This is a genomic window from Peribacillus sp. SIMBA_075 (assembly GCF_046534585.1).
Map to the genome: position 1 here is coordinate 18,129 of NZ_JAWRYN010000036.1, position 23,805 is coordinate 41,933.

The following is a 23,805-nucleotide window of genomic DNA, read 5'->3' on the forward strand; positions in this document are numbered from 1 at the left end:
TATATAATGAATATTGATCCAGTTCTTAGAAAGAACGATTTACCAAATAGCAAAGCGTCATTTTATTCCATTAATTGGTGTAAACTCATAATATGCAATTACTAATATAATTGAATGGGTCATTCTTCCATGGATAATATTTTATTGGTTATCAGATTGTTAAAAAGATAAAGATTAATAGTTTTTTTCTTAATTTAAAGGGGCAGATTAGGCACACATAATATTCAAGAGGGCAATCTTAGAATGTAAATGAAACTTTAAGAGCTATATATTCGTATAAATTGATAGGGTTTCAAGCGAAAGTGAAATGATCATAACAGACTAATGGAAATTAAAGGAGAAATGAACCGAATGTTTAAGAAGTTTATGGCTAAGTTAGGGAAAGGTGCAGCAACTGTTGATTTACGCTACGAAAACCGTTCTTATTATGCTGGTGAGACACTAAAAGGGGAAGTAATTTTACATGGCGGAGAAGTGGAACAACAAATTAACCAGTTAGCAGTTGGCTTCATGATTAAAGTGAGGACAAAACGTGGGGAAACTGTCACGAAAAAAGTGTCATCTGTACCTTTAAGCGGTCCGTTTACAATTAAGGAAAAGGAAGAGAAACATTTTGATTTCACTTACAAAATCCCGCAAGATCTTCCTTTAACAAGAGGTTCGATTTCTTACTTTTTCGATACTCACCTAGATATTCAAGGTGGATTGGATCACATTGATGTAGATGCATTGGTCCTTAAGGCTCCAAAGGAACTAGAAGCCATTTTCAACTCACTAAGTAAGCTCGGTTTTCGAGAACAACCTACTTCAGGAAAAGTGGATGCCTATGGACAGGAATTTTCATTCTTTCCAACAGCGCAATTTGCCGGCCAGATCAATGAATTGGAGATACGGATTTCTTCAAAAGAAGCTGTAGAGCAGGTGTTTATGGAAATCGATTGTCAAAAAGGGAATCGAGAAATTGAAGCCAAACGGGAATTTGTTATTGATCATAGACTGTTAGAGGAACATCAAGAGCTTACCCATTTTTTACAGCAACAAATTGCAGAGGTAGTGGAACAGCCTCAATTGTTCACGCGTCCATTTTCTTATCATGATCAATATTCACCTACAGGAAATAAATTCAGTAGTGTTGGGGGAATGGTTGGAGGATTAGCCGCAGGAGTATTGGGGGGCATGCTGCTTAGCGAAATGATAGATGGTTTAGATATGGATGGGGTGCTAGAAGGGGCTACTGATGCCCTTGGAATAGAAGAAGATATGTTTGATGTGGAAGAACAGTTTGAAGATTTTGGTGGCTTTTTCGGTGATGGGGATGAGTAACTTAGATACCAAACATTAATCATTTTTAATTGTTGTAGTAAAATTCCAGGAGGGAAAACAACTTGTTGTTGAGAAAATATCTGTCACAATTAGGAATAGGAAAAGCTGTAATCAATCTTAAATTGCCTAAGGTAAAGTATGGGTTGGGAGAACGGATAACAGGTGAATTCTCCATAATAGGAGGAATCTGTGAGCAAAAAATAAAACGGTTGGAGTGTGACTTAGTGCAATTAGACAAGGTGAATAATGTACAACGGATTTTTGATACCACAACCATACTGACAACAAAATTTATAGAGGAGGAGCAGGAAATCCTTATTCCATTTTCATTCCAGTTGCCGATTTCCGCTGCCTTGTCATCAGAGCACATATCCTACCGATTTAACACGAGGTTGTTTTTTGATAAAGGAGTAATAAGCGAGGATCAGGACATCATTCAAATAGTAGACCAAATTAGTCAAGAAAATTGAAGTGGACAATAATATATAAATTTAGTTTGGATTATGATTTTCATGTTTTCCAAGTTTACGAAGGAGGATATTAATAGTCATCATTAAACTAAGTGCTAGGGTATAAAGACAGCAACTTCACCAGGGGTGAAGTTGCAAAAAAAGAATGTACTCATAATTGTTTGATTAGCTGCATAATCTCCAAGTTAACAGGAAATCTCTATTTTATATTTCTTAACAAACCCTAAAGTACTTTCAAATACTTGCTGTATCTTATGTTCTGGACAATGGATGCACACCTGCAAATCTCGGGATGCGTCATTTCATAATAATTCATAATGACATCCCGTTCCTCTTTTTGAGAACCCCAGCTTTATACACAGCTCACGCACTTTTCTTTTGCCGAAGGTAGCTTCGCGAGCACTACGGAAAGCTGTCTCATGGCCGATATGAAGACTGATTGCCGTGATGATACCAACGTAGTTTTCCACGGATCTCTTCATTTACAGCAATAGCTTCAATATAGTATTTACTCAATGTAGATAGAGCTGTACATAATGCTGGTAGATTGAAGCGGGCTGAAGACAAGAACAGGCTCCATGACATACAACTCAAGTTGTATGTCATTACCGATTACCTGAAAAATCCACTTTGTTGATAACTTCCGCCGTGACAGTGGTGACTTTTCCCTGGCATTAAAGTCACTCCCTCATTCAAACGTTCCTTTTATAAGCGGAACCATCCTTTCTACCATCACTTGTCCTCTTGCAATTACAGTATCAATTGTCAATGTATCCTTTTGCAACAAAACAATATCAGCATCCTTCCCGGTTTGGATGCTGCCCTTGCTCGAAAGCTTTAGTACTTGTGCGGGATTGGTGGTGATGACCTTCAGTGCCGTTTCCAGCGGGATGCCTTCTTTTAAAACGGAATCACGGACTTCGTGATATAGCGAGGATACTTTTCCAACTTGTAGGCCTGCATACTCCCCATGGCTGTTAAAGAAGGGAAGGCTTGCTTGTCCGTCTGAAGAGAAGGTTATGTGCCCGACTGGAACCCCTTCTTCAAGCATCAGGCGCAAGCCTTTGCTGCACTTCACTTCGCCTTCTTCCAAAAACAAAGGAATGGTACTTGTGGTAAAGTCTACGTATCCGCCTCTCTTCGCGTAATCAATTCCCGCCCTGAATAATTCCCCATTTCGATTGATATGTGTCGGATGGAGCTGCCTAATCGGAATGTTGGTTTTATCTACAATTTCATGCAGCAAGGAAAGCTTTCCATCTCCGTCCCCTACATGAACTTCTAATATCCCAGCTTTTCCTGACAGGATACCGCCATTGCGTGCCGCTGAGGCGACTTTAGTCAATTCCTCAAATGTGGGTTCTGATGATCTATGGTCGGATATTGCAATCTCTCCAACACCGATAATTTTATCGATTAAAATAATATCGTCCTCGATTTTTCCCGTCAATGTTTTTACTGGTACTTGATAGGAGCCAGTATGAATGAAGCAGGAAATACCCTCTTCTTCAAGCGCCCGCGCCTTGGCAAGAAGACTTTCCATTCTACGCGTAGTTCCGTCCGTACCAAGTAAGCCGACCAGCGTTGTAATACCTGAAGTTGTAATATCAGTGAGCATCAGCTCGGGGGTGCGGGTTTTGAATCCTCCCTCGCCGCCTCCACCAATAATATGAACATGTGAATCTATAAAACCCGGAACAACGAAAAGATTAGCCGCATCAATGATTTGAATAGGGGCAAAGTTGTCAGGAATCTCGATTCTGACATCTATAAATGCGATTTTATCGTTTGTAATCAATATGTCTTTCCGTCCTAAGTAATTGGGTGAGTATATCTCGCCATTTTTAATTAAAGTAAGCAATTCGTTTCTCCTCCTGTAAATACTGCTATCAGAATGGACCATACCCGATGAAGTGGGCTATGATAACAGCTATTAATCCGATAAGATATTGAATGAGCACCAGCGGCAAAATCCACTTCGCCCACTTTGTCCAAGAAATGCCTGCGATTGCTAAGCCCGCCATTAAGGTGGTAGCGGTCGGGAAAATCATATTCCCGATTCCGTCCGCGAAAGAGAAAGACAACACTGCAGTTTGGCGTGTAATATCCAATAAGTCTGCGAGCGGCACCATAATTGGCATTGTCAGCATCGCATGACCGGTGCCGGACGCTAGAATAAAATGGATAAGAGTTTGGAAGCTGTACATGCCAGCAACGCTTAAAAAGGCGGGGATATGCTGGATAGATTCAGCTACTTGATGCAGCATAGGGTCGACGATATGGCCCTCATTCAATACAACAAGAATGGCGCGTGATACGCCGATTATCAAAGCGCCGCCGAGCAAGGCTGCAGATCCATTAGTAAAGGAGTTGACAATGTGATCTGCAGAAAGTTTTCCGATGATTCCAATTACGATTGTCAAAACAATGAATAAGGCAGCAATTTCTGTCATGTACCATTGGAACTTGATGACTCCAAACGCCAAGACGATATAGTTAATTAAAAAGGCTATTAAGATGAACTTGTGTCTCGCTGTTAATTTCGCACCTGATTGCAGCAGGTTTTTCGCTTCTTCTTTTGTATATTTCCCGTAGATTCCTATAGAAGGATTTTTCTTTACCTTCATTGCGTAACGATAGATATAAAGAACGGAAACCAGATAGACAATAACAAATAAAATAAGGCGGAATCCCATTCCTGAGAACATCGGCAATTCTGCGATTCCTTGGGCAAGTCCTACTGTGAATGGATTCATGACGGCTGTCGTAAACCCTGACATTACCCCTACTATAACAATGGCGGTTCCTGTAATTGTATCGAATCCCAGAGCCAACGCCAGGGGAATGATAAGAGGAAGATATGCCAGTGTTTCTTCTGCCATCCCCATTAAGGAGCCGCCTACTGCGAAAAACAGCATCACGACAGGAATCAATAGCTTTTCACGCTTCGCCAACTTCCGAGCCATTGTCCCGATAAGTACATCAACCGTACCTGTTGCTCTTAAAACACCGAAAAACCCTCCGATAATCAATAAAAAAAAGATAATATTTCCGGCTTCTACCATTCCTGTGTGAATAGCTTTTATCATATCGAACAATCCGACTGGTGCAGATTCTATCCATTTAAAAGAATTGGCGTCTACAGTTGTCCGTCCATCCGCTTCAATTCGTGCATATTCCCCGGCCGGCAAAATGTGAGTGAATAGCGTTGCTATTGCGAGAATGCAGAGCAGCAGTACAAAAACATTAATTTTTCTCTCTTTTTTCCCTGATGTTCCAAGCGAAACAACCTTCTCTTCAATTTGGCTCATAAGTGTCTCTCCTTTGTATTTAAAATAAAAGCATGGAACTAAAACGCTTACAAAAACATGCCGGCCCCATAGACTATCATCTGTTTTACTCGTATTCTGCTGTTTCCCTCCTTTTCAAATCCATAGGCACATCAATGCTTTATATATGCAAAATCTGTGCCAATATTTCTAGATTGATTATTATGAAAACTTTAGAATTAGATTAGAGTTTAAGGTCATTATTGGTTCTTTTTGGTGATATAATAGAACCAATTTAAAGACAGGTAGGTGCTTTTATGTCAAAATCCTCACTTACGCTTATAGCGGGAAGTGCAAAAACAAAGCAAGCCTTGCAGGAACAGCTGGAACAATTGCTTGGAGACTATGTTCATGTTAAAAGCCATGCTGCCGATGAGGGATTACCGGAGTCTCTGGAAGATACAATAATCTTGTATTCATCAGATGCTGCTTACGATAAAACAAACGACATATATAGCATAAATGCTGAGAAAATAATTGTGGGAAAGAGAACGGTTCATCATGAATACATTGATAAACTATTAAGAATACCTGAAGGCTCAACAGTTCTGGTGGTGAATGATGTTGATGAGGCAACAATAAGTCTTATTGAATCCTTATATCAGCTTGGTGTCGATCATGTTCAATTCATCCCTTTTCGGAAGGGGAGTTTGTTTTATGAGGATGTTCATATTGCAGTTACACCAGGAGAAACAAATCTTTGTCCCTCATACATAAAAGAAGTAATCGATATAGGTGTGCGACTTTTTGACATGACAACAATTTTAGAAGTTGTAGAACGCTGCGGTTTGAACAAGGATATATCCTCGAGGATTTCAGAAAGGTACATTAGGAATATCATTGAATTACAACGTAGGCTGTTATATGCAGAGCGGGATGCCAAGCGGATGAGCGAGCACATCCAAAATGTGCTGGGAACTGTCGATGATGGAATATTGGTCGTTAACGAAGAAGGGCGGATTACAGTTTTTAATAATAGGCTTGCGGCATTGTTTCATGTTGATCCACAAGATGTAGTTGAAAAGTATATGAAGGAAGTAATGCATAGCCGGGATATTACCGATTTCATCATTAACGGTAAGGATGAAAGCAAGTTCTTCGATATAGATGGCGTGGATGTCGTCATTTTTCGATTACAAATGGAGAAAGAAAATACAATTGTCGCAACCTTCAAGAGTGTACATCAAGCTGTTGAAATTGAAAAGACGGCACAAAGGGAAATGCGAAATAAGGGGTTTTATACGAAATACAGCTTTCATGATATTATCGGCGAGCATGAAGTAATGAAAGAACGTAAGCAGATCGCCAAGAAGCTTGCCTTGTCGGGGCATCCAATTTTGATTCAGGGTGAGACAGGAACGGGAAAGGAACTGTTTGCGCATGCTATTCATGAGCATTCAATGCGAAAAAACGGGCCGTTTCTTGCTGTGAACTGCAGCGCATTAACAGAAACTTTGCTTGAAAGTGAATTGTTTGGCTATGAAGAAGGGACATTTACAGGAGCGCAAAGGGGAGGCAGGAAGGGATTGTTTGAATTGGCGGATAACGGGACTATCTTCTTGGATGAAATTGGCGACATAAGTCTCACAGTTCAATCACATCTGCTGCGAGTCCTGCAGGAGGGGGAAATTCGTAGGATTGGCGGCAGAAGAATCATACCCATTAATGTACGGGTGATTACAGCAACGAATAAGGATCTTCAAGGAAAGATGCGGGACGGTTCGTTCAGAACTGACTTATTTTACCGGCTGAATGTACTTAATCTCTGCATTCCGCGACTCAATGAGAGAAGGGCGGATATTCCACTTTTGATTAAGCATCTCATCACAAAGAGTGGGAAGTGGGTAAAGGTAGAGCAAGACGTACTGGAATATTTCATGCAATATGAATGGCCCGGCAATATAAGAGAGCTGAAAAGTACTATTGATTATATGCTGACGGTCTGTGAGGGAAATGTAGTGATGAAAAGGGACCTTCCGTTCATGCACGGACAAACGGAAGAAAGTGTGATTTCGAAATACTCCGCGTGTGAAAGTATGCTGGAAATGCAAGAGCGCACTTTTATTTTGGAAGTAATCAAGCAATGTAACGATAAAGGAAAAGCGGCGAGCAGAGAGCTTATATCAAGTCAAAGCATAGATTCGGACATTGTCTTGTCCACGCAGCAGATCCGCCGCCGCTTGGATATTTTATCGGGCGAAGGATTTGTTATCAAAGGCAGAGGACGGGCCGGCACAAAGATAACTGCGGCTGGAATAGAGTATTTATATTTTCTAAAGTCAAATCGCTGAGGGTAGCTGAAATAAGTTATTAAATTCTCAACAAAAAAACCGATTGGTAAATTAATTGGTTTTTTTACATATCTGCATGTGAAAAAAATTATAGAAAGAATCTATACAGTATATAGAAATTATGAATTGATAAGTGAAGATGAGGATTTTGTTTAACAAGAAATCTAGTGATGTTCGGGATATTGATTTTGGGGTATATGGTTGTTATCTGCCCGACAACGTCATAAAAAGTATTTTAAAATAACAAAAAAACGATTGAATATAAAATCTTGATAATGAACAGCAAGGCAATAGAAGTGTAGCGATTGTTCACGCTGGGTGTAGTTATAAATGCACGGTCTGTATTTTTTATTATTTAATATCCTTTGCAGCAATGGAAAACTTGTACAGCCGATGAAGCTATGAATGGATTAATTGAAAGAAGGCAATCCACTAACTAAAGTAGCTATATTTTTTGTATTGGTTTTATCCGTGAAGAGTATTCAATTGTGAGTTAATTTCACATTTGAAAAAAATGATAAATCGTGTGTCCGAAAATTTGTTTTCGATGTCCGATTTTTTTGCTTTAACCGTTGATATATCAATGTTTATAGAAGAATGGTGTCACTTTCATATGATGCACACTCTTAGCATAAATACTCAACAAATCCGCCGCACATCATTTGAATTTATATTCATTGTTTGTTAAGGTAATAAAGTACTTTAGGGAGAACGGTTTATTCCGTGTGATGGAACTGACCAAAAAACTCTAAAATAAAAACCAATATATTTCAGTTGATATATGCTGTGCCTGTTAGTTTCCTCAGTTGTATTGCACCTCTTTTCCCTACTTGAAATGCTCAAATTAGACACATTGGGAATCCCATAATCATTTTCAATGCGTATGGTGTCATACTGCAAGTATCATTCCACCTGGTTAAGGAAAATGAAGTACTTAAGAGGGTAATCTTTAGTCCAACGACTGGACAGAAAACTCTAAGTGGAAATCGTTTATATTAAAGTTGGTATATGCTGTGCCTGCTTGTTTCCTCAATTGTGATTGCACCTCCTTTTCCTACTTGAAATGCTCAATTAATCACACATATAAAATCCAAGTAAAGAATGCCTTCTTGGGAACAATAAAAATAGTAATTTCTTTGTTCATTAGGTCCTGTGCAAGAAGGTGCCACTCACATATGTGTCAATTCCGCTTTTTTTACCTCAATATGGTATAGAACAGAAGAAAAAAGTGTATGGGTAGAATCGTTTTTAAAATTTCGATTATTTCAAGGTACTTGTGTATTAATAATCATCACTCGCATAAAACGGGGAAATTCAGCAAAACTGAATCATATGGGCAACTATTAGAATGAGGTGACTTGATGAAGCCGTATGTAGAAGTCAGAAATGTTTCGAAAATTTTTGGCAAATCTCCAAAAGCAGCAACAGATTTATTGAGGCAAGGCAAAACAAAAAAAGAAATCTTGAAAGAAACGGGACAAACGGTCGGAGTTAATAATGTGAATTTCGAGATTTATCCTGGCGAAATTTTTGTCATCATGGGTCTATCCGGAAGTGGGAAATCCACTTTAATCCGCATGTTCAATCGTTTGATCGATCCTACATTGGGAGAAATCTTAATTGGGGGAGAAGATATCGTAAAGATGAACGCGGCACGCCTAAGGGAAGTCAGGCAAAAGAAAATAAGCATGGTTTTTCAGAACTTTGCTTTATTTCCGCATAAAACGATATTGGAAAACGCTGAATTTGGGCTCGAAATTCAAAAAGTGGATCCAACAAAACGTCATGAAAAAGCGATGAAGGCTCTAGAGGCCGTTGGATTGAAAGGCTACGAAAATCAGCTGCCGTCACAGCTTAGCGGTGGTATGCAGCAAAGGGTTGGGTTAGCTCGGGCACTTGCTAGTGATACGGACATATTATTGATGGATGAAGCCTTCAGTGCTCTTGATCCATTAATACGTAAGGATATGCAGGATGAGTTGATTGAAATTCAAGATCAGTACAAAAAAACGATCATTTTCATTACCCATGATCTTGATGAAGCATTAAGAATAGGGGATAGAATTGCTCTTATGAAAGATGGAAGTGTGATTCAATTGGGAACTCCTGAACAAATCATGATGAATCCAGCTAATGAATTTGTCGAGAAGTTTGTTGAAGATGTTGATCTATCAAAAGTACTGACAGCTTCTCATGTAATGATACGCCCAGAGAAGATCGCAGTTGACAGAGGTCCGAGGGTTGCATTGGAAATCATGCGTAAACAAGGGTATTCCAGCATTTTTGTTGTGGATAGAAAGCAGAAATTATTGGGGGCAGTGACTGCAGAACAGGCTCGTCAGGCTATGAGCAATAACCAATCGATTTCTGAAGTGATGTCAACCGATATCCCAACTGTAAAAGAGGATGAATTACTTGGTAACCTCATGGATGTGATGGCAACTTCAAGCTTGCCAATCTCAGTGATTGATGAACAGAAAAGAATAAAAGGAATTCTGCTTCGCGGTGCCGTGATTGGTGCTTTAGCAGGAAATAAAGATTCCTTGAATGAAATGGAGAGTGAATAATTCAATGAATATGACAAAAATACCACTAGGGGCTTGGGTCGATTCTTTAGTGGATTGGATAACTATTGTATTTGCTGGATTATTTACACTTATTACGAATGTGATTGAGGGTCTACTGAATATCCTGGTCGATGTAATGAGTGCTGGACCTTCCATCGTGTTAATTATAGTCCTAACCCTTCTGGTTACCTATACAAGCAGATGGCCATTGGGAATATTTACTTTCATTAGCTTACTTTTGATTGATAATCTTGGTTATTGGGAATCAAGCATCCAAACACTTGCTATCGTTATATTGTCAGGATTCCTAACGATACTGATCGGGATACCGATCGGAATATGGTGTGCCCAAAATAAAACGGTGCGTAAGATCGTAACCCCAATTTTGGATTTCATGCAAACGATGCCTGCGTTCGTTTATTTGATTCCTTCAATATTATTCTTTGGAATAGGGGTAGTGCCGGGGATCATTGCGTCATTCATTTTCGCAATCGCACCGACAATCCGTATGACCAATCTTGGGATTCAGGAAGTGCCTAATGATTTAATTGAGGCATCGGATGCTTTTGGTTCAACAAGCAGCCAAAAGTTATTCAAGGTACAAATACCATTGGCTACTCCAACGATTATGGCAGGAGTTAACCAAAGCATCATGCTTGCATTATCCATGGTTGTTACAGCTTCATTGGTTGGAGCACCCGGGCTTGGGGCAGATGTCTACCGGGCTGTCAGCCAAATTAATGTAGGACAAGGATTTGAAGCAGGATTATCCATCGTAATCATTGCAATCATTCTAGATCGTATCACGCAAAACCTTCGTAAGCCAGCTTACGAGCATATCGTTAGCAGGAAAATCATTTTTACAATATTAGCTTTACTTGTTGTAGGGACTGCACTGTTCGGTACTTTTACAAAAGAAAAAGCTGTGAACGGGGATAAAAACAGTTTTGCTGCCAAAACCAATTATGAAATCATCGGAATTGAACCTGGAGCAGGATTGATGAAGTTGACTAAAACGGCTATAGGTGATTATAAGTTGGATGATTGGAAGTTGGTTGAAGGATCTTCGGCGGCAATGGTTGCTGAATTGAAAAAAGCAATTGATAAAAAAGAACCGATCATCGTTACTGGATGGTCACCGCATTGGATGTTCTCGAAATATGACTTGAAATATCTCAAAGATCCGAAAAAATCCTTTGGCGGGTCAGAAAATATTAATTCGATTGCCAGAAAAGGCCTAGAACAGGATGCGCCCGGCGCTTATAAAATTATTGATCAATTCTTCTGGAAAACTGAAGATATGGAAGATGTAATGGTCAAAGTCACTGAAGGGATGTCTCCTTCAGAAGCGGCAGAAAAATGGATAAGCGAAAATCCGGACAAAGTGTCCAAGTGGACTAAAGGTGCTAAATCAGGAAATGGTGAAAAAATCAAACTGGTTTATGTTGCATGGGACACTGAAATTGCCAGTACAAATGTAATTGGCAAGGTTCTGGAACAGAATGGTTATGACGTAACATTAAGTCAAGTTGAAGTGGGACCAATGTTTGCCGGCGTTGCAAACGGAAGTGCGGACGCAATGGTGGCTGCATGGCTTCCTGGTACACATCTTGAATACTATAATAAGTATAAAGATGATATGGTTGACCTTGGACCAAACTTAAAAGGAACAAAGAATGGACTGGTTGTACCGGATTACGTCGATATTGATTCAATTGAAGATTTAAAATAAGAAAAACGAGGGGATTTCAGAAATGAAATTCCCTCGTTTTTTCAGTTAAACGAAATATCAATGTATGGAAGCGAATTTACTCTTCAATTCTTCTTCCGTTACTTCGATCTTTCCTTTCAAATCTTCAGCTAGTAATACATAACTTTTCACACCTATGAATTCTGAATGTGATATTAAAAAAAATTTTGTCCCCTTTTTATACGTAGAAGGATCATCTTCGATTAACCTAAACATTTTCATCCTTTATCCACCTTCGTCAACCGCATGTAATATAACTACCTTTAGAGAACACTCTCTAGTTTGGGTAATAGCATTGAACAAGTTAAAAAGGAATAAGGGCCCCACTTCTTCATTTCCCTTTTTATATCATTGATATTTATAAGCGGTCAACTATTTTAACACCGGCATGCTTTTTCATTGTTTGGAAAATTCTTAAATTTCTGTGGAACTGCCTATAATTGAATGTTAAAATTCAGTTGGAAAATAGTGATCCCTGACATAAGGAAAGATATGAAACGTGTAGAAAGCTATTTATTTCTTTATTGAGAAAGGACAGTAATATTTAGTGGCACAAAAATGTAATTCTGGAAGGTGTGGAAATATTGAAACCAATCATATTTGATGTTGATACTGGGATTGATGATGCCATGGCGATGGCATATGCATTAAATTCACCAGAATTGGAAGTGCTGGGGTTTACCACTTGCTTTGGTAACGTACCCGTTGTTGAATCGACCCGTAATACACTGGCCGTTTTGGAAAAATTAAATAGGCGCATTCCGGTTTTTGAAGGAGCCGGTCAAACATTGGTACGGGGAAAGAAGAAGAAATATCCCAAGCATATCCATGGGGAAGACGGGTTAGGAAATACCCTTCAGTTTGAACCAACTATTAAAGCATCAAAAGGGAATGCATCAGATTACATTATCGATCAAGTGAAAAGCCGACCGCATGAAATTACGGTTATTGCAGTGGGACCACTGACTAACATCGCAATGGCGATTAAAAAAGCCCCTAAAATCATGTCCTTAGTAAAAGAGGTGATTATTATGGGCGGTGCTGTAAACGTACAAGGAAATGTAACGCCTTATGCTGAAGCGAACATAGTATCCGATCCTGAAGCGGCTGATCATGTATTTTCATCCGGGCTGCCAATCACTCTAGTGGGACTTGATGTGACACTGCAAACATATCTTTTGAAATCGAAGCTTGATGAATGGCGGGCAACTGGTAAGGAGAGCGCCCGATTTTTAGCGGAAATGACCGATTATTATATGAAAGCTTATGAAATCTCCCATCCAGGTTTGGGCGGCTGTGCACTTCATGATCCACTTGCAGTCGGGGTTGCGATTGATTCAAGTTTTGTAAGTACAGAAATGATGAACGTCAAGGTTGTAACCGAAGGCGAAGAAATGGGCAGGACAATAGGCCAACAAGTTAGTGGTCCTGGAATCCGCGTCTGTACGAAAGTGGAAGCGGATCGGTTCGTGAAACACTTTTTGGAACGGGTTATATAAGGACTTGATCATGTTCTATAAGGATCTCCATTAACTAAGTCGGCACAACTGAAATCCATGTATTAAAAGTAGTTTATTTTGCTTTGGAAAAAGGATCTTCGTATATTTGGATATCCTTTCGATTGGTTTTTCAAATATTAATCAATCGTTTGATTAATTTCATAGAGATTTGATGGAAACCCTACATTTTAGTAATGGTCCAAAAAAATGGGCATAAGGAACTCTTTTTTTACCATAAAAAGGTATAAAAATTAAAATTCATTCAAAGAAATGTTTAATGATTCGGAAAAACAGGTACATAGACTTTCATAATCCCATATTTAGGTTTTTTCCATAATCATAATTTACCATTTTTCGACTTTATTTTTATTTATATGGCAGAAAATGTATGGTTCTATTAAAATGTACTATATATGATAAAAGGAGGAGTTTTTCTATGTCACAAATTCGCGTAACACCTTCGGAACTGAAAGATGTAGCTAGGCAATATGATAATGAGAGCCAACAGGTAACGGATATCATTGGTCGTTTAGATAAAATGAGAGATCATTTAACAGGTATTTGGGAAGGTTCTTCGAGTGAGGCTTTCATCGGGCAATATGAAGAATTGAAGCCTTCATTCATGGATATGGCACGCTTGTTGAATGAGGTTTCTCAACAATTGAATAAATCAGCTCAAATCCTTGAAGATACAGATAATCAGATTGCCAGTCAAATTCGCGGATAATCATTAGGTCAAAGAGATAAAGAATTTTCTAGGAAAAAGCGCTGCGACTCTTAATGAAGATCGTGGTGCTTTTTTGCTTTTAAAAGAGGTGGTTTCCATATATATTCAACTTACGATCGATTTAAACAGGTATACAGGGGAAGTATTTGACTTGCAAGTCTCGAATTACCGCTCCATCAAGAAGGTTGTTGAAATTGTATGGCAGGTAAAGGATATTGCCACTGCACCTAAAGATGGATATTGGGTGCGGGTCAAGAATAAAGAGTTTGTATGTTCAGGTTATGATACCCTGCTTGATAGCGGAATTACGTCGGGGGACCGCCTTGAGATCCTCTAATGGATTAAGTGTGGGCTCGTTATAGGAATAAAGTCTAAAGCCCTTTTAGCAGGGGTAAAGGAGTACATAGAATGGATGAGAAACCATATCTGGAGAAAAAAACAGAAGCTGCAATGGTGAAGGATGATAATGGGTATCTGTTCGTTTTCCAACGGGCAAAACTATCGATGCAAGACCCACTGGAATTACAGCTTATTCATGAAGCGGATGATGCTCTCCAGAAACATATAGAAGTGACAGAGGACGAGGTGCAGATCAGAGTAAATCCACCAGCCTCTTTTTTTGTTTTTTCCAAAGCTAAAGATAGAAACCTGTTAGGTCGATGGGTATCGTCTTATCAAATCGTGAAGAAAATCAGAAATCATGAATTGACTCGGCTGCAACTAGTCGTCTGTCCAGAAAATATCATTTTTGATCCAAGCTTGACACCATATTTCCTACATTATGGTGTAAAAGACAGTTTGCCTCCATATGAGCATAATCATGATGAGCTATTTCAAGAAACGAAGGCAACGATTTCGGCATTCGTGGATGGTCAGTATACCTTCGAAGAGTATCTGCTTTATTATAAAACATTAAAACTATCGAACGAATCAAAAAGTATATTAGCAGCGGGGACTTGGGATGAACTATACACGGTCGTTCAAAAACGGATAGATGCTTTAGAGAAGGAAGAAAAGGCATTTGTGCATATCCCTGAGAAAAAATGGAGAATGGGCCGCTATACACTTTTGGGTACGATGATCGTTCTAGTGCCACTGATGTTCTTTACGATTTACACACTATTCTTCTCCCAACCTAGGCAGGATGCATATGTAGAAAGCGGTGAAAGCTTCTTAAAACAAAATTATAGTGAAGTCATTGACCGTTTGGAAAACTACGACCCAAAAAATATGCCGTATGTCGTTCAATATGAACTGGCGAAATCCTATGTCACTTACGAACCATTGGAGGGAGTCGCTAAGAAAAATGTGGAAAATGCAATCACTTTGCAAACCGATAGCCAGTATCTCCTATATTGGATATATATAGGCAGGGGCATGAACGAGAACGCGATCGATTTGGCGAGAATCATGGAGGATCGCGAATTGATTATGTATGGTTTGGTAAATCAGAAAGAACAGATTAAGTTAGACGATAAACTTTCCGGGGAAGAGAAGGAAACGCAAATTAAAGAAGTCGATACTGAGTTGTCCCAATATAGAAAGGAAAAAGAGGAATTGGATAAGCAAATGGAGGAGAACGGGGAACAGCAAGAACAAAACCAGCCTGCAAAAAATTCCAATGCGGAAGATAAAGGTGAAGCGGAAGCAAAGCCTGCTGTAAAAGAAGAAGGTAAGGATTCCTCGAAAAAATCAATTGAAGAAAAAGAGAAAAGCAAAGAGTGAGCATTGGGTGTTTGCGGAGGTGAGATTTAATGAGTTTATTATGGATTTATTCTAAGGGGACCTACCAGTCCTATACGATCAAGGATAATCATAACGGTCCAATTACGATAGGGCCATCAAAACAGGATACGATCACCGTCTATTCCCTTCCCTTTGAACATGGATCCATCAAGCTGAGAAAACATGATGGGCTTAATGAATATGAGGTGTTTAGGGAGGGAAAGAAGCTTGGCGATGTAAAACCATTCCAAAGCTTCACCTTTCATGAAGGAGAAGAAACGGTCGAGATTTTTTATACGGCAGGGGAATTGGAAGAAAGCCTCTATTATATTGGCAACTTGAAAGAAATCACTATATCGGCCAAGGAGGGAGCAACCTTCCGTAAAGAAGGACCTTTTCCCGGCAATGGCTTTTCCTTTGTTCTTCATAAAGGGCAGTGGCTTCTCATACCTAAAGAAAAAAGTAGGATTTTCCTGAATGGTGAAAAGGTAACGAAGGCTGCTCCCGTTCAAAATGGTGATCTGATTTGCTGGCCAAATATGTTGCTTAGGTTGATTGAAGGCGACCTATTGATGATTCATAGTGCGGAGAGTTATGAAACAACTTTATCTAAAATGAAGAAGCCAATCTCTGAAATGAAGAAAAGCTATCCACAATATCGCCGGACACCAAGGATGATCTATGAATTGCCGGATGAGAAAGTGACGATATCATTTCCAAGCCAAGAATCGGAAGATAATAATAGAGGGTTATGGTTAATCCTGATGCCGCCGTTAATGATGCTTATTGTCATGGGGGTCATCACGATCGTTCAGCCTCGGGGCATTTTCATCATCATATCGATTGTGATGTTCACAACGACTTTAGTAACCTCGACGGTTCAATACTTTAAAGACAAAAAGAAGCAAAAATTCAGAGATGAGAAACGTCAACGTGTGTATACCAGGTATCTAGACCAGAAGAGGGAAGAACTGCAAGAGCTGTCTGAAAAGCTAAAGAAAGTGCTGTTCTATCATTACCCTTCTTTTGAAAGGATGAAGCATCTAACTGATAGTATCAGCGACCGTATTTGGGAGAGAACGTTGGAGAGTGAAGACGCTCTCCACTTTAAGATCGGAACGGCGACCGTACCCTCAAGTTATGAGGTTTCGGCAAATAGTAACGATATGTCCAATCGGGATATAGATGATTTACTTGAGCAGTCGCAGGAACTTGTGGATGTATACAAAAACCTGGATGATCTTCCGTTATCCATCGATTTATCAAGCGGATCGATGGGCCTTGTCGGAAAGGAATCGATTGTTAAACGCGAACTGCAACAATTGATTGGACAGCTGTCCTTTTTTCATAGTTATCATGATGTTCGTTTTGTGGCCATTTTTCCGGAAAAGGATTACCAAGAATGGGAATGGATGAAATGGCTCCCTCATTTTCAACTGCCACATGCCTATGCAAAAGGCTTTATATACAATGAGCAATCACGCGATCAGCTGCTGACTTCGATTTATCAGCTATTGAGGGAAAGAGATATGGATGAGAACAAAGGGAAAGCGAGATTCACTCCCCATTTTGTCTTTATTGTCACGGATCGTAATTTAATTGCAGAGCATGTCATATTGGAATATTTAGAAGGTAAAACAGACGATTTAGGTATCTCGACGATTTTTGCTGCGGATGCAAAAGAGAGTTTGACGGAAAATGTCCATACACTTGTGAAGTATATAAATGATCGCGAAGGTGAGATTCTCATCCAGCAAACGAAGGCTGTTCATACTCCTTTTACACTTGATGCACATACATCGGAAGGAAATGAGCGATATGCACGTATGCTGCGTTCACTAGATCATCAAAAGGGCATGAACAATTCAATACCAGAAACGGTTTCATTTCTGGAATTATTGAAAGCACGTGAAGTGGAAGAGCTTCCTATCAGCCAAAACTGGCGGACCAATCAGTCCTCCAAATCCTTGGCAGTACCGATTGGATTGAAAGGGAAAACGGATAGGGTTGAATTGAACTTGCACGAAAAGGCACATGGCCCCCATGGATTGGTTGCCGGGACGACAGGGTCAGGGAAAAGTGAATTACTGCAAACTTACATCCTATCATTAGCCGTTCATTATCATCCACATGAAGTTGCTTTTTTGCTCATTGATTATAAAGGCGGTGGAATGGCACAGCCATTCAGGCAGATCCCTCATCTGTTGGGAGTAATTACTAATATTGAGGGAAGCAAGAACTTCAGTGCCAGGGCACTAGCCTCCATCAATAGCGAATTGAAGAAGCGCCAGCGCATGTTTGATCGATACGAAGTCAATCATATCAATGATTACACGGATTTATACAAAGAGGGCAAAGCGGATGAACCGTTACCACATTTATTTTTGATATCTGATGAGTTTGCCGAACTTAAAAACGAAGAACCTGATTTCATCCGCGAATTAGTGAGTACGGCAAGAATTGGACGGAGCTTGGGTGTTCATTTGATTCTTGCCACGCAAAAGCCAGGCGGTGTTATTGATAACCAGATTTGGAGCAATGCCCGTTTTAAAATTTCTTTAAAAGTGCAGGATGCAAATGATAGTAAGGAAATTCTTAAAAATAGTGATGCCGCAAATATTACTGTCACCGGTCGGGGATATTTGCAGGTAGGAAATAATGAGGTGTATGAACTGTTTCAGTCAGCTTGGAGCGGTGCACCATATTTAGAGGATACGGTTGGATCTGAGGATGAAGTGGCAATCGTCACAGACCTTGGTCTTGTCCAAATCTCAAATGTATCGGAACAAATTACTAATAAGAGGAAAGAAAAGATAAGTGAAATTGAAGCCGTTGCGGATCATATTGTGAAGACGCAGGAAGAAATGAAGATTAAGAAGTTGGCAAGCCCATGGCTTCAGCCTCTTCAAGACCGTCTATCGAGAAATGCTGAGACAAGCCTGGCGATGTATCAATTCCATCTAGGAATGAAGGATGAGCCCGAATTGCAGAGCCAGACAAATTATATCTATAACTGGATTGAGGATGGGAATGTTGGGATTTTTGGTTCTTCCGGATACGGCAAGTCAACCACCGTTTTGACCCTTCTCTTTAGTTTTGCAGATCAATTCACTCCTGAAGAACTGCATTATTACATTTTCGATTTCGGGAATGGCGCTTTACTGCCATTGCGCCAGCTGCCTCACACAGGGGATTACTTTCGATTCGATGAGTTAAGGAAAATTGAAAAATTCATGTTGTTCATGAAAGCGGAAATGGAAAGGCGTAAGCAGCTTTTTTCAGAAAGGGAGCTTAGTAACATAAAGCTTTATAACGCATTAGTGGAGGATAAATTGCCGATCATTTTTATCGTGGTCGACAATTTCGATTTAGTGAAGGATGAAATGCTGGACCAGGAAGCACAGCTCATTCAGTTTGCACGTGATGGGCAATCACTTGGAATTTTCATGATTTTAACGGCAACGAGAATCAATGCGATTCGCCAGCCGTTAATGAATAGTCTTAAGACGAAGGTCGTCCATTACTTAATGGACAGTTCGGAACAATATTCTGTTCTGGGAAGGACCCTCTATGAAAATGAACCTGTTCCGGGAAGGGCGTTGGTGAAGAAGGACCAAACCTATCTCACGCAGGTTTATTTACCAGCCGATGGAGCGGATGATATAGCCGTTTTGGAAGAAATGAAACGGGCCGTGGCAGATTATAAGGTTAAATATAAGGAAATGGCCAAACCGCCGGCGATTCCGATGTTACCGGCACGTCTTGATTCAAGCAGCTTCAAGAGTTACTGCTCACAAGCCATTAAGAAGGATTCAATTCCAATCGGGCTGTCAGAGGAGAGCGTTACGCCTGTTTCCGTGGAGTTGAATTCCAATCCATTCTTGCTTGTCGTGGGACAGTCACGTAAAGGGAAAACGAATGTCCTTAAAGTGCTCTTGGAATCGTTGCTTACACAGACAATTGGAGAAATTGGTTTGTTTGACGGAGTCGATCGTGGACTATCTTCATATGCTTTATTTGAGACTGTACGTTATGTGGAAACGAAAGATCAGATATCCGAATGGCTCGATCATATCACTGAAATCTTTGAAGATCGTGAACGACAATATCTAGCGGCATTGGAAATGAAACCGATGAAGCAGCTGGAATTCCCATCCATCATATTTGTCATAGATAGCCTTTCAAGGATTCAACAAACGATCGACGGCAGGATTCAGGATAGGATCAGTGGCCTGATGAAACAGTACAGCCATTTAGGATTTAGTCTGATCGTAGCTGGAAATGCTAACGACTTCACCAAGGGATATGATTCGTTGACAACTGAATTGAAACAAGTCAGACAGGCTGTTTTGCTTCTTAAAAAATCAGACCAAAGCTTGTATACGCTCTCCTATTCGAGAAAAGAAGAAGAAATTCAGCCTGGTTACGGATATTTTGTACTAAACGGTCAGGAAAGTAAAATCCAAATTCCTCTAAGTGAATATAGAAGGAGAGTGCAAGAGAGTGTCTGAAAAAATAAAACCGATGTTATTAATCGGTAAAATATTGGTGATCTTAGCGCTGCCCATCCTGTTTTTTTCTTATATTGGCCAAAATCCAATGAAAAAGACAGAAACGGCTTCTCGTGAAATCGCGATTGTCAATGAAGATAATGGCACTGAATTTAACAACAATCCCATATACGTGGGTTCAGAGCTAGTTACTACCTTGGACAAGGATTCTGAATATGAGTGGTTTGTGGTTAACAGAAGTACGGCGGAAAGTGGACTTGAAAATGAAAAGTATGATGCAGTTATATATTTCCCATCCGATTTTTCAGAGAATATTTATACGTTCGATGATGAGCAGCCTGTTAAGGCGGGAATTAAGTACAAGGTACAAACAAGTTTGAATGCAGAGAATATGGAGAAGGTACAAAAGGAATTAGAAAAGACAAAGAATAAAATGAATAAGCATATTTCAACACAGTATTGGAGTTACGTTTCCCAATCAGTCGAGGACATCCGTAAGAAGTTCGATAATGTCCTTGCTAAAGAAATCGCTTTTCAAAACACAATGTATGAGTTTTATACTCCAAGCTCGGAAAGCCTTGCTGGGGAAATCAAACAACATAGGGACATGCTTGAAGGAGTCTTTGCCCAGATGAAGGATGCTGGGAAAACGGGTAATGAAATGAGGGGTGAAATAGGGAACACTAAAGCCCAGATGGCTTCCTTTGTGAAGGATGTAGCCTCTTTTGAGGAATATCAAAAAGCTCAAAGTAACCTTTTTGAGAAAACCTCGGCCCAAAATCAGCAGCTTATCATGGACAGTGTACGATCATATGACAAGGTGTTGAATGAGGGGAACCAATCTGTACCTGAGATTCAGCAAGGGATGAATACGAAATACAGTCTAAATGACCAAGGCATTAATGGGAATGTTGAAGTCATGCAGCAGAAACTTGATTCTAGTAATAATGAATTGGAAGAGTTTTCAACAAGCATGAAAGACAAACAAGTAGAACAAATTACGAAAATCACCCAAGATCAACAAAGCTCGATTGAACAATTCAAACAATCTGAAGAGGCGGGTCTTGAAAACCTTCAGTCTACCTTGCTTATGCAAAGAGGAAATCTTGCAAGCGGTTCTGGTGATGGGGGAATTATTGGTGAAGGACCGACATCTATAGAAGATATTGAAACGGAAACGGGTAAAGGTGAATCGGAGGCTGCTCCTTCAAAGAAGGACCCGATTGATGAACTGTCGCTACAGGGACTGCTGGATCAAATAAATGGCATCAACACGGCACTTGAAAGTTTGGTGCCGGCAGAGGGGAATGAAGGAACCGCTGAACAAATCAATATTCTTACAGCAGAACTCCAAACTGAAATCAATAATCTTAGCGGAACGGTAAACGGCAGAACGGGAAATTATAATGAAGTGATAACGGAATTTAATACACTGGTAGATTCATATAATGATCTGCTTGCACAGTTTACGCAATTACAGACTGATTATAATGATCTTGGCACGAATTATAAGGATCTAGGTGATCAGTGGAAGAAGTCACAGGAAGATATTCAAAAATTACAGGATATCCAGAGTATGACAATTGACGAGACCATCACAGAGATCAAGAATCTCGAACAGGCATTGCTTGAAAAGGTGGGGGGAGAAAGGCGGGCAATGTTGGTGAAGGCCTTTGAAAAACCTATCACTAACCGGGATTCAACTACCCTCCTTGCCTATTATGGTTCACTCTCATCTTATGGAGAATTGGCTGAAAGAGTCACGGAAGCAAATGTAGATAAGGTTTTTGCAGCCAATATAAAAGAATTGGAAAACTTGAAAATTGGGGTTTCCGGAAATGTAGATGAAGAAGCAAAACTCGTCAAAGCAAGTTTGGCAGGAGTCAATGAAAACTTTCGGATGTTCTCCGACTCCATTATGGGTTATATGAAGGAATATGATGCAAACGTCGAATCAGGGCAGAAAGCAACTTTAGCTGAATTGGCGGCAATTACCGAACGGGCTCAAGGAGTATCTGCCAATTTATCAGATCATATGGGAGATCCTGAAATAGGGACGGAACCTCCAGTGAACCTTGATGGTGAAATGTTTGTCTCACTTCAAGACAATACGGCAAAAACTGTCGGCTTCATTTCCGCCCTTGTCAATTCTGTAGCGGAACGGCAAGACATGGTTACGAAGGAAACAGCAGACCTGCAAGCGAAAGTGGGGTCCGTACAGGAAAGGGCCGATCAGCTTAATGATAATTGGTCCCAAAATGTAGACTCAACCGTAAAAATCAAGACGGACGTATATAGTGTCTTGAACAACACTCTAGTCGATGATCAGCAGAACGGGTATGTGTATGAATATTTAGCGAATCCCGTTCAAATCAGCGGGGAAGTCCTTCATCAGGAAAAGGTCAATATCCCGCCAATTGTCATGTTGGTGATCATACTCATTTCTGGGTTATTGATCGGTTTCTTCCTGCATCATTATGAAACCATGCCAATGATGGTCCATGCGGCTTTGTTTACCTTATTGAATCTGAGCGTAGGTTTAATAATCAGCATATATGGTTTGAAGATTTATCCACTGGGCGATATGCAGGAGATTAAATGGACCGTTTTCACTGTCCTGCTTTTATTCTTCTGTTCAGCGTTTACCCGGCTTGCCTTCTCAATTGGTCCGTTTGTCGGTTCTATCCTTGTGATTGGTTTAATCAGTTTCTTTACCATTCCATTATTGGATTTAATCATGCCTAATTTCAATGTCGACCACCCGGTTGCAGACGCATACATGTCCATTCAATTCGGTAATCAGTCGGCATTCATTCCGGCTATTATCATTTTGATTGTACTGACGCTTATCGGAACGGTCATTCCATATATAGTGAGGCGTCTTACAGAAAGAAGAGAAATGGCCCATGAAGTGGATTAAATACGTAATGGCAGTCTTATTCTTCATGTTCTTTAGCCATACACCGCATGGCGGGGCAGAAGAGGAACCCATGGTGGAGCCCAATGAATATCAAGAAAATGATATTGATATTCAAACGGAATATTTCCATGAGGAAGGATTGTTGGAGCAGAAGCGGAGATTGCCTGAAGAACAAAAGGACCTTACTTTTGAAAGAGGGAAATATGATGTCATGGATTCGGTGAAGGATTCACTGTTTCTTTCTCCGGTAACGAAGAATCAAAATAATACCATCGCTTCAAAATCAGAACAGCTTGGATTATTCTCGGAAGTCAGCATTCGAACGAGAAGCGAAGAAGAAACAGAGCCTTCCCTTAATTTTGACCTGACGATATTGCTCGGCATCGTTTTGGCACTTTCTGTTATTTGTTTGTTTTTTATCCTTATCCCGAAAATGGGTAAGTTTAATGGAGAGGTTAAACGAAAATGAAAACAGCCCGAGTCCTGACTAATGTCAGGACTCGGGCTGTTTTTGCTACATATCCGTAATGGTTTTAATAAGCCCTAAAAGAAGGGCGGCTGCGAAGATCAAAATGAAGAATTTTTTATACATGTTCATCAGTTCCTCTTATATCTTATGAGTGGATTGCATTTATTTTAGCATAAACAAGAAAGAAAGGAAGTTGGTGCATTTTTAATTCCTTAAGATAAATA

15 protein-coding genes are annotated in these 23,805 nt (G+C 40.0%); 12 read left to right on the top strand and 3 right to left on the bottom strand.

Annotated features, from left to right (window positions below; translation table 11 throughout):
• Window positions 1–351 precede the first annotated feature (351 nt).
• The gene (locus tag SB775_RS20640) at window positions 352–1,323 is read left to right on the top strand and encodes a sporulation protein (RefSeq protein ID WP_410863082.1); all 972 of its coding nucleotides are present in this window, start codon (window positions 352–354) and stop codon (window positions 1,321–1,323) included.
• 62 nt (window positions 1,324–1,385) lie between these two features.
• Window positions 1,386–1,793 (top strand): sporulation protein, encoded by a 408-nt coding sequence (locus SB775_RS20645; protein ID WP_410863083.1) that lies wholly within the window; start codon window positions 1,386–1,388, stop codon window positions 1,791–1,793.
• 688 nt (window positions 1,794–2,481) lie between these two features.
• On the opposite strand, the gene iadA is transcribed toward SB775_RS20645, so the two are convergent.
• Together iadA and SB775_RS20655 are read right to left on the bottom strand one after the other, a co-directional pair.
• Window positions 2,482–3,654, bottom strand: coding sequence for a beta-aspartyl-peptidase (gene iadA / locus SB775_RS20650; RefSeq protein ID WP_410863084.1), 1,173 nt, complete (start codon window positions 3,652–3,654; stop codon window positions 2,482–2,484).
• Between the two features lie 28 nt (window positions 3,655–3,682).
• A complete protein-coding gene (locus SB775_RS20655; protein WP_410863086.1) occupies window positions 3,683–5,104 on the bottom strand; it encodes a YfcC family protein in 1,422 nt (473 codons plus the stop codon).
• A 275-nt stretch (window positions 5,105–5,379) separates the two neighbouring features.
• On the opposite strand from SB775_RS20655, the gene SB775_RS20660 reads away from it, so the two are divergent.
• The 3 genes from SB775_RS20660 to SB775_RS20670 all read left to right on the top strand — a co-directional run bounded on the left by SB775_RS20660 (window position 5,380) and on the right by SB775_RS20670 (window position 11,712).
• Entirely contained in the window at window positions 5,380–7,413 is a 2,034-nt protein-coding gene (locus tag SB775_RS20660; protein ID WP_410863088.1) for a sigma-54 interaction domain-containing protein, read from the top strand.
• 1,361 nt (window positions 7,414–8,774) lie between these two features.
• Window positions 8,775–9,980 carry a quaternary amine ABC transporter ATP-binding protein gene (locus SB775_RS20665; protein WP_089364186.1) on the top strand — a complete coding sequence of 402 codons (1,206 nt, stop codon included), beginning with the start codon at window positions 8,775–8,777 and terminating at the stop codon, window positions 9,978–9,980.
• Window positions 9,981–9,984: 4 nt separating this feature from the next.
• The gene (locus SB775_RS20670; protein WP_410863089.1) at window positions 9,985–11,712 is read left to right on the top strand and encodes a glycine betaine ABC transporter substrate-binding protein; all 1,728 of its coding nucleotides are present in this window, start codon (window positions 9,985–9,987) and stop codon (window positions 11,710–11,712) included.
• 57 nt (window positions 11,713–11,769) lie between these two features.
• Here the strand turns inward: SB775_RS20670 and SB775_RS20675 are convergent, their stop codons facing one another.
• Complete coding sequence (locus tag SB775_RS20675; protein ID WP_410863091.1) at window positions 11,770–11,952, bottom strand: hypothetical protein; 183 nt, start codon at window positions 11,950–11,952, stop codon at window positions 11,770–11,772.
• A gap of 362 nt (window positions 11,953–12,314) precedes the next feature.
• Here SB775_RS20675 and SB775_RS20680 point away from each other — a divergent pair, with 362 nt between their 5' ends.
• The 7 genes from SB775_RS20680 (at window position 12,315) to essA (ending at window position 23,581) form a co-directional block, all read left to right on the top strand.
• The gene (locus SB775_RS20680) at window positions 12,315–13,229 is read left to right on the top strand and encodes a nucleoside hydrolase (RefSeq protein ID WP_410863093.1); all 915 of its coding nucleotides are present in this window, start codon (window positions 12,315–12,317) and stop codon (window positions 13,227–13,229) included.
• A gap of 436 nt (window positions 13,230–13,665) precedes the next feature.
• Window positions 13,666–13,956: a WXG100 family type VII secretion target gene (locus SB775_RS20685; RefSeq protein WP_089364189.1), complete on the top strand. Its 291-nt coding sequence runs from the start codon at window positions 13,666–13,668 to the stop codon at window positions 13,954–13,956.
• Between the two features lie 97 nt (window positions 13,957–14,053).
• A complete protein-coding gene (gene yukD, locus SB775_RS20690; protein ID WP_061465940.1) occupies window positions 14,054–14,293 on the top strand; it encodes an ESX secretion system protein YukD in 240 nt (79 codons plus the stop codon).
• Window positions 14,294–14,364: 71 nt separating this feature from the next.
• The gene (essB, locus tag SB775_RS20695) at window positions 14,365–15,681 is read left to right on the top strand and encodes a type VII secretion protein EssB (RefSeq protein WP_410863095.1); all 1,317 of its coding nucleotides are present in this window, start codon (window positions 14,365–14,367) and stop codon (window positions 15,679–15,681) included.
• Window positions 15,682–15,710: 29 nt separating this feature from the next.
• A complete protein-coding gene (gene essC / locus SB775_RS20700; RefSeq protein WP_410863097.1) occupies window positions 15,711–20,192 on the top strand; it encodes a type VII secretion protein EssC in 4,482 nt (1,493 codons plus the stop codon).
• Window positions 20,185–23,112, top strand: coding sequence for a type VII secretion protein EsaA (gene esaA / locus SB775_RS20705; protein WP_410863098.1), 2,928 nt, complete (start codon window positions 20,185–20,187; stop codon window positions 23,110–23,112). Before essC ends, esaA begins: the two co-directional genes overlap by 8 nt.
• A complete protein-coding gene (essA, locus tag SB775_RS20710; protein ID WP_410863099.1) occupies window positions 23,099–23,581 on the top strand; it encodes a type VII secretion protein EssA in 483 nt (160 codons plus the stop codon). Before esaA ends, essA begins: the two co-directional genes overlap by 14 nt.
• Window positions 23,582–23,805: the final 224 nt, after the last annotated feature.

What these genes read in the sequence shown, in the direction of transcription:
- SB775_RS20640 (WP_410863082.1), top strand. Translation starts at nt 352, where the DNA reads ATGTTTAAGAAGTTTATGGCTAAGTTAGGGAAAGGTGCAGCAACTGTT.
- SB775_RS20655 (WP_410863086.1), bottom strand. Translation starts at nt 5,104, where the DNA reads ATGAGCCAAATTGAAGAGAAGGTTGTTTCGCTTGGAACATCAGGGAAA.
- SB775_RS20660 (WP_410863088.1), top strand. Translation starts at nt 5,380, where the DNA reads ATGTCAAAATCCTCACTTACGCTTATAGCGGGAAGTGCAAAAACAAAG.
- SB775_RS20665 (WP_089364186.1), top strand. Translation starts at nt 8,775, where the DNA reads ATGAAGCCGTATGTAGAAGTCAGAAATGTTTCGAAAATTTTTGGCAAA.
- SB775_RS20670 (WP_410863089.1), top strand. Translation starts at nt 9,985, where the DNA reads ATGAATATGACAAAAATACCACTAGGGGCTTGGGTCGATTCTTTAGTG.
- SB775_RS20675 (WP_410863091.1), bottom strand. Translation starts at nt 11,952, where the DNA reads ATGAAAATGTTTAGGTTAATCGAAGATGATCCTTCTACGTATAAAAAG.
- SB775_RS20685 (WP_089364189.1), top strand. Translation starts at nt 13,666, where the DNA reads ATGTCACAAATTCGCGTAACACCTTCGGAACTGAAAGATGTAGCTAGG.
- essB (WP_410863095.1), top strand. Translation starts at nt 14,365, where the DNA reads ATGGATGAGAAACCATATCTGGAGAAAAAAACAGAAGCTGCAATGGTG.
- essC (WP_410863097.1), top strand. Translation starts at nt 15,711, where the DNA reads ATGAGTTTATTATGGATTTATTCTAAGGGGACCTACCAGTCCTATACG.
- essA (WP_410863099.1), top strand. Translation starts at nt 23,099, where the DNA reads ATGAAGTGGATTAAATACGTAATGGCAGTCTTATTCTTCATGTTCTTT.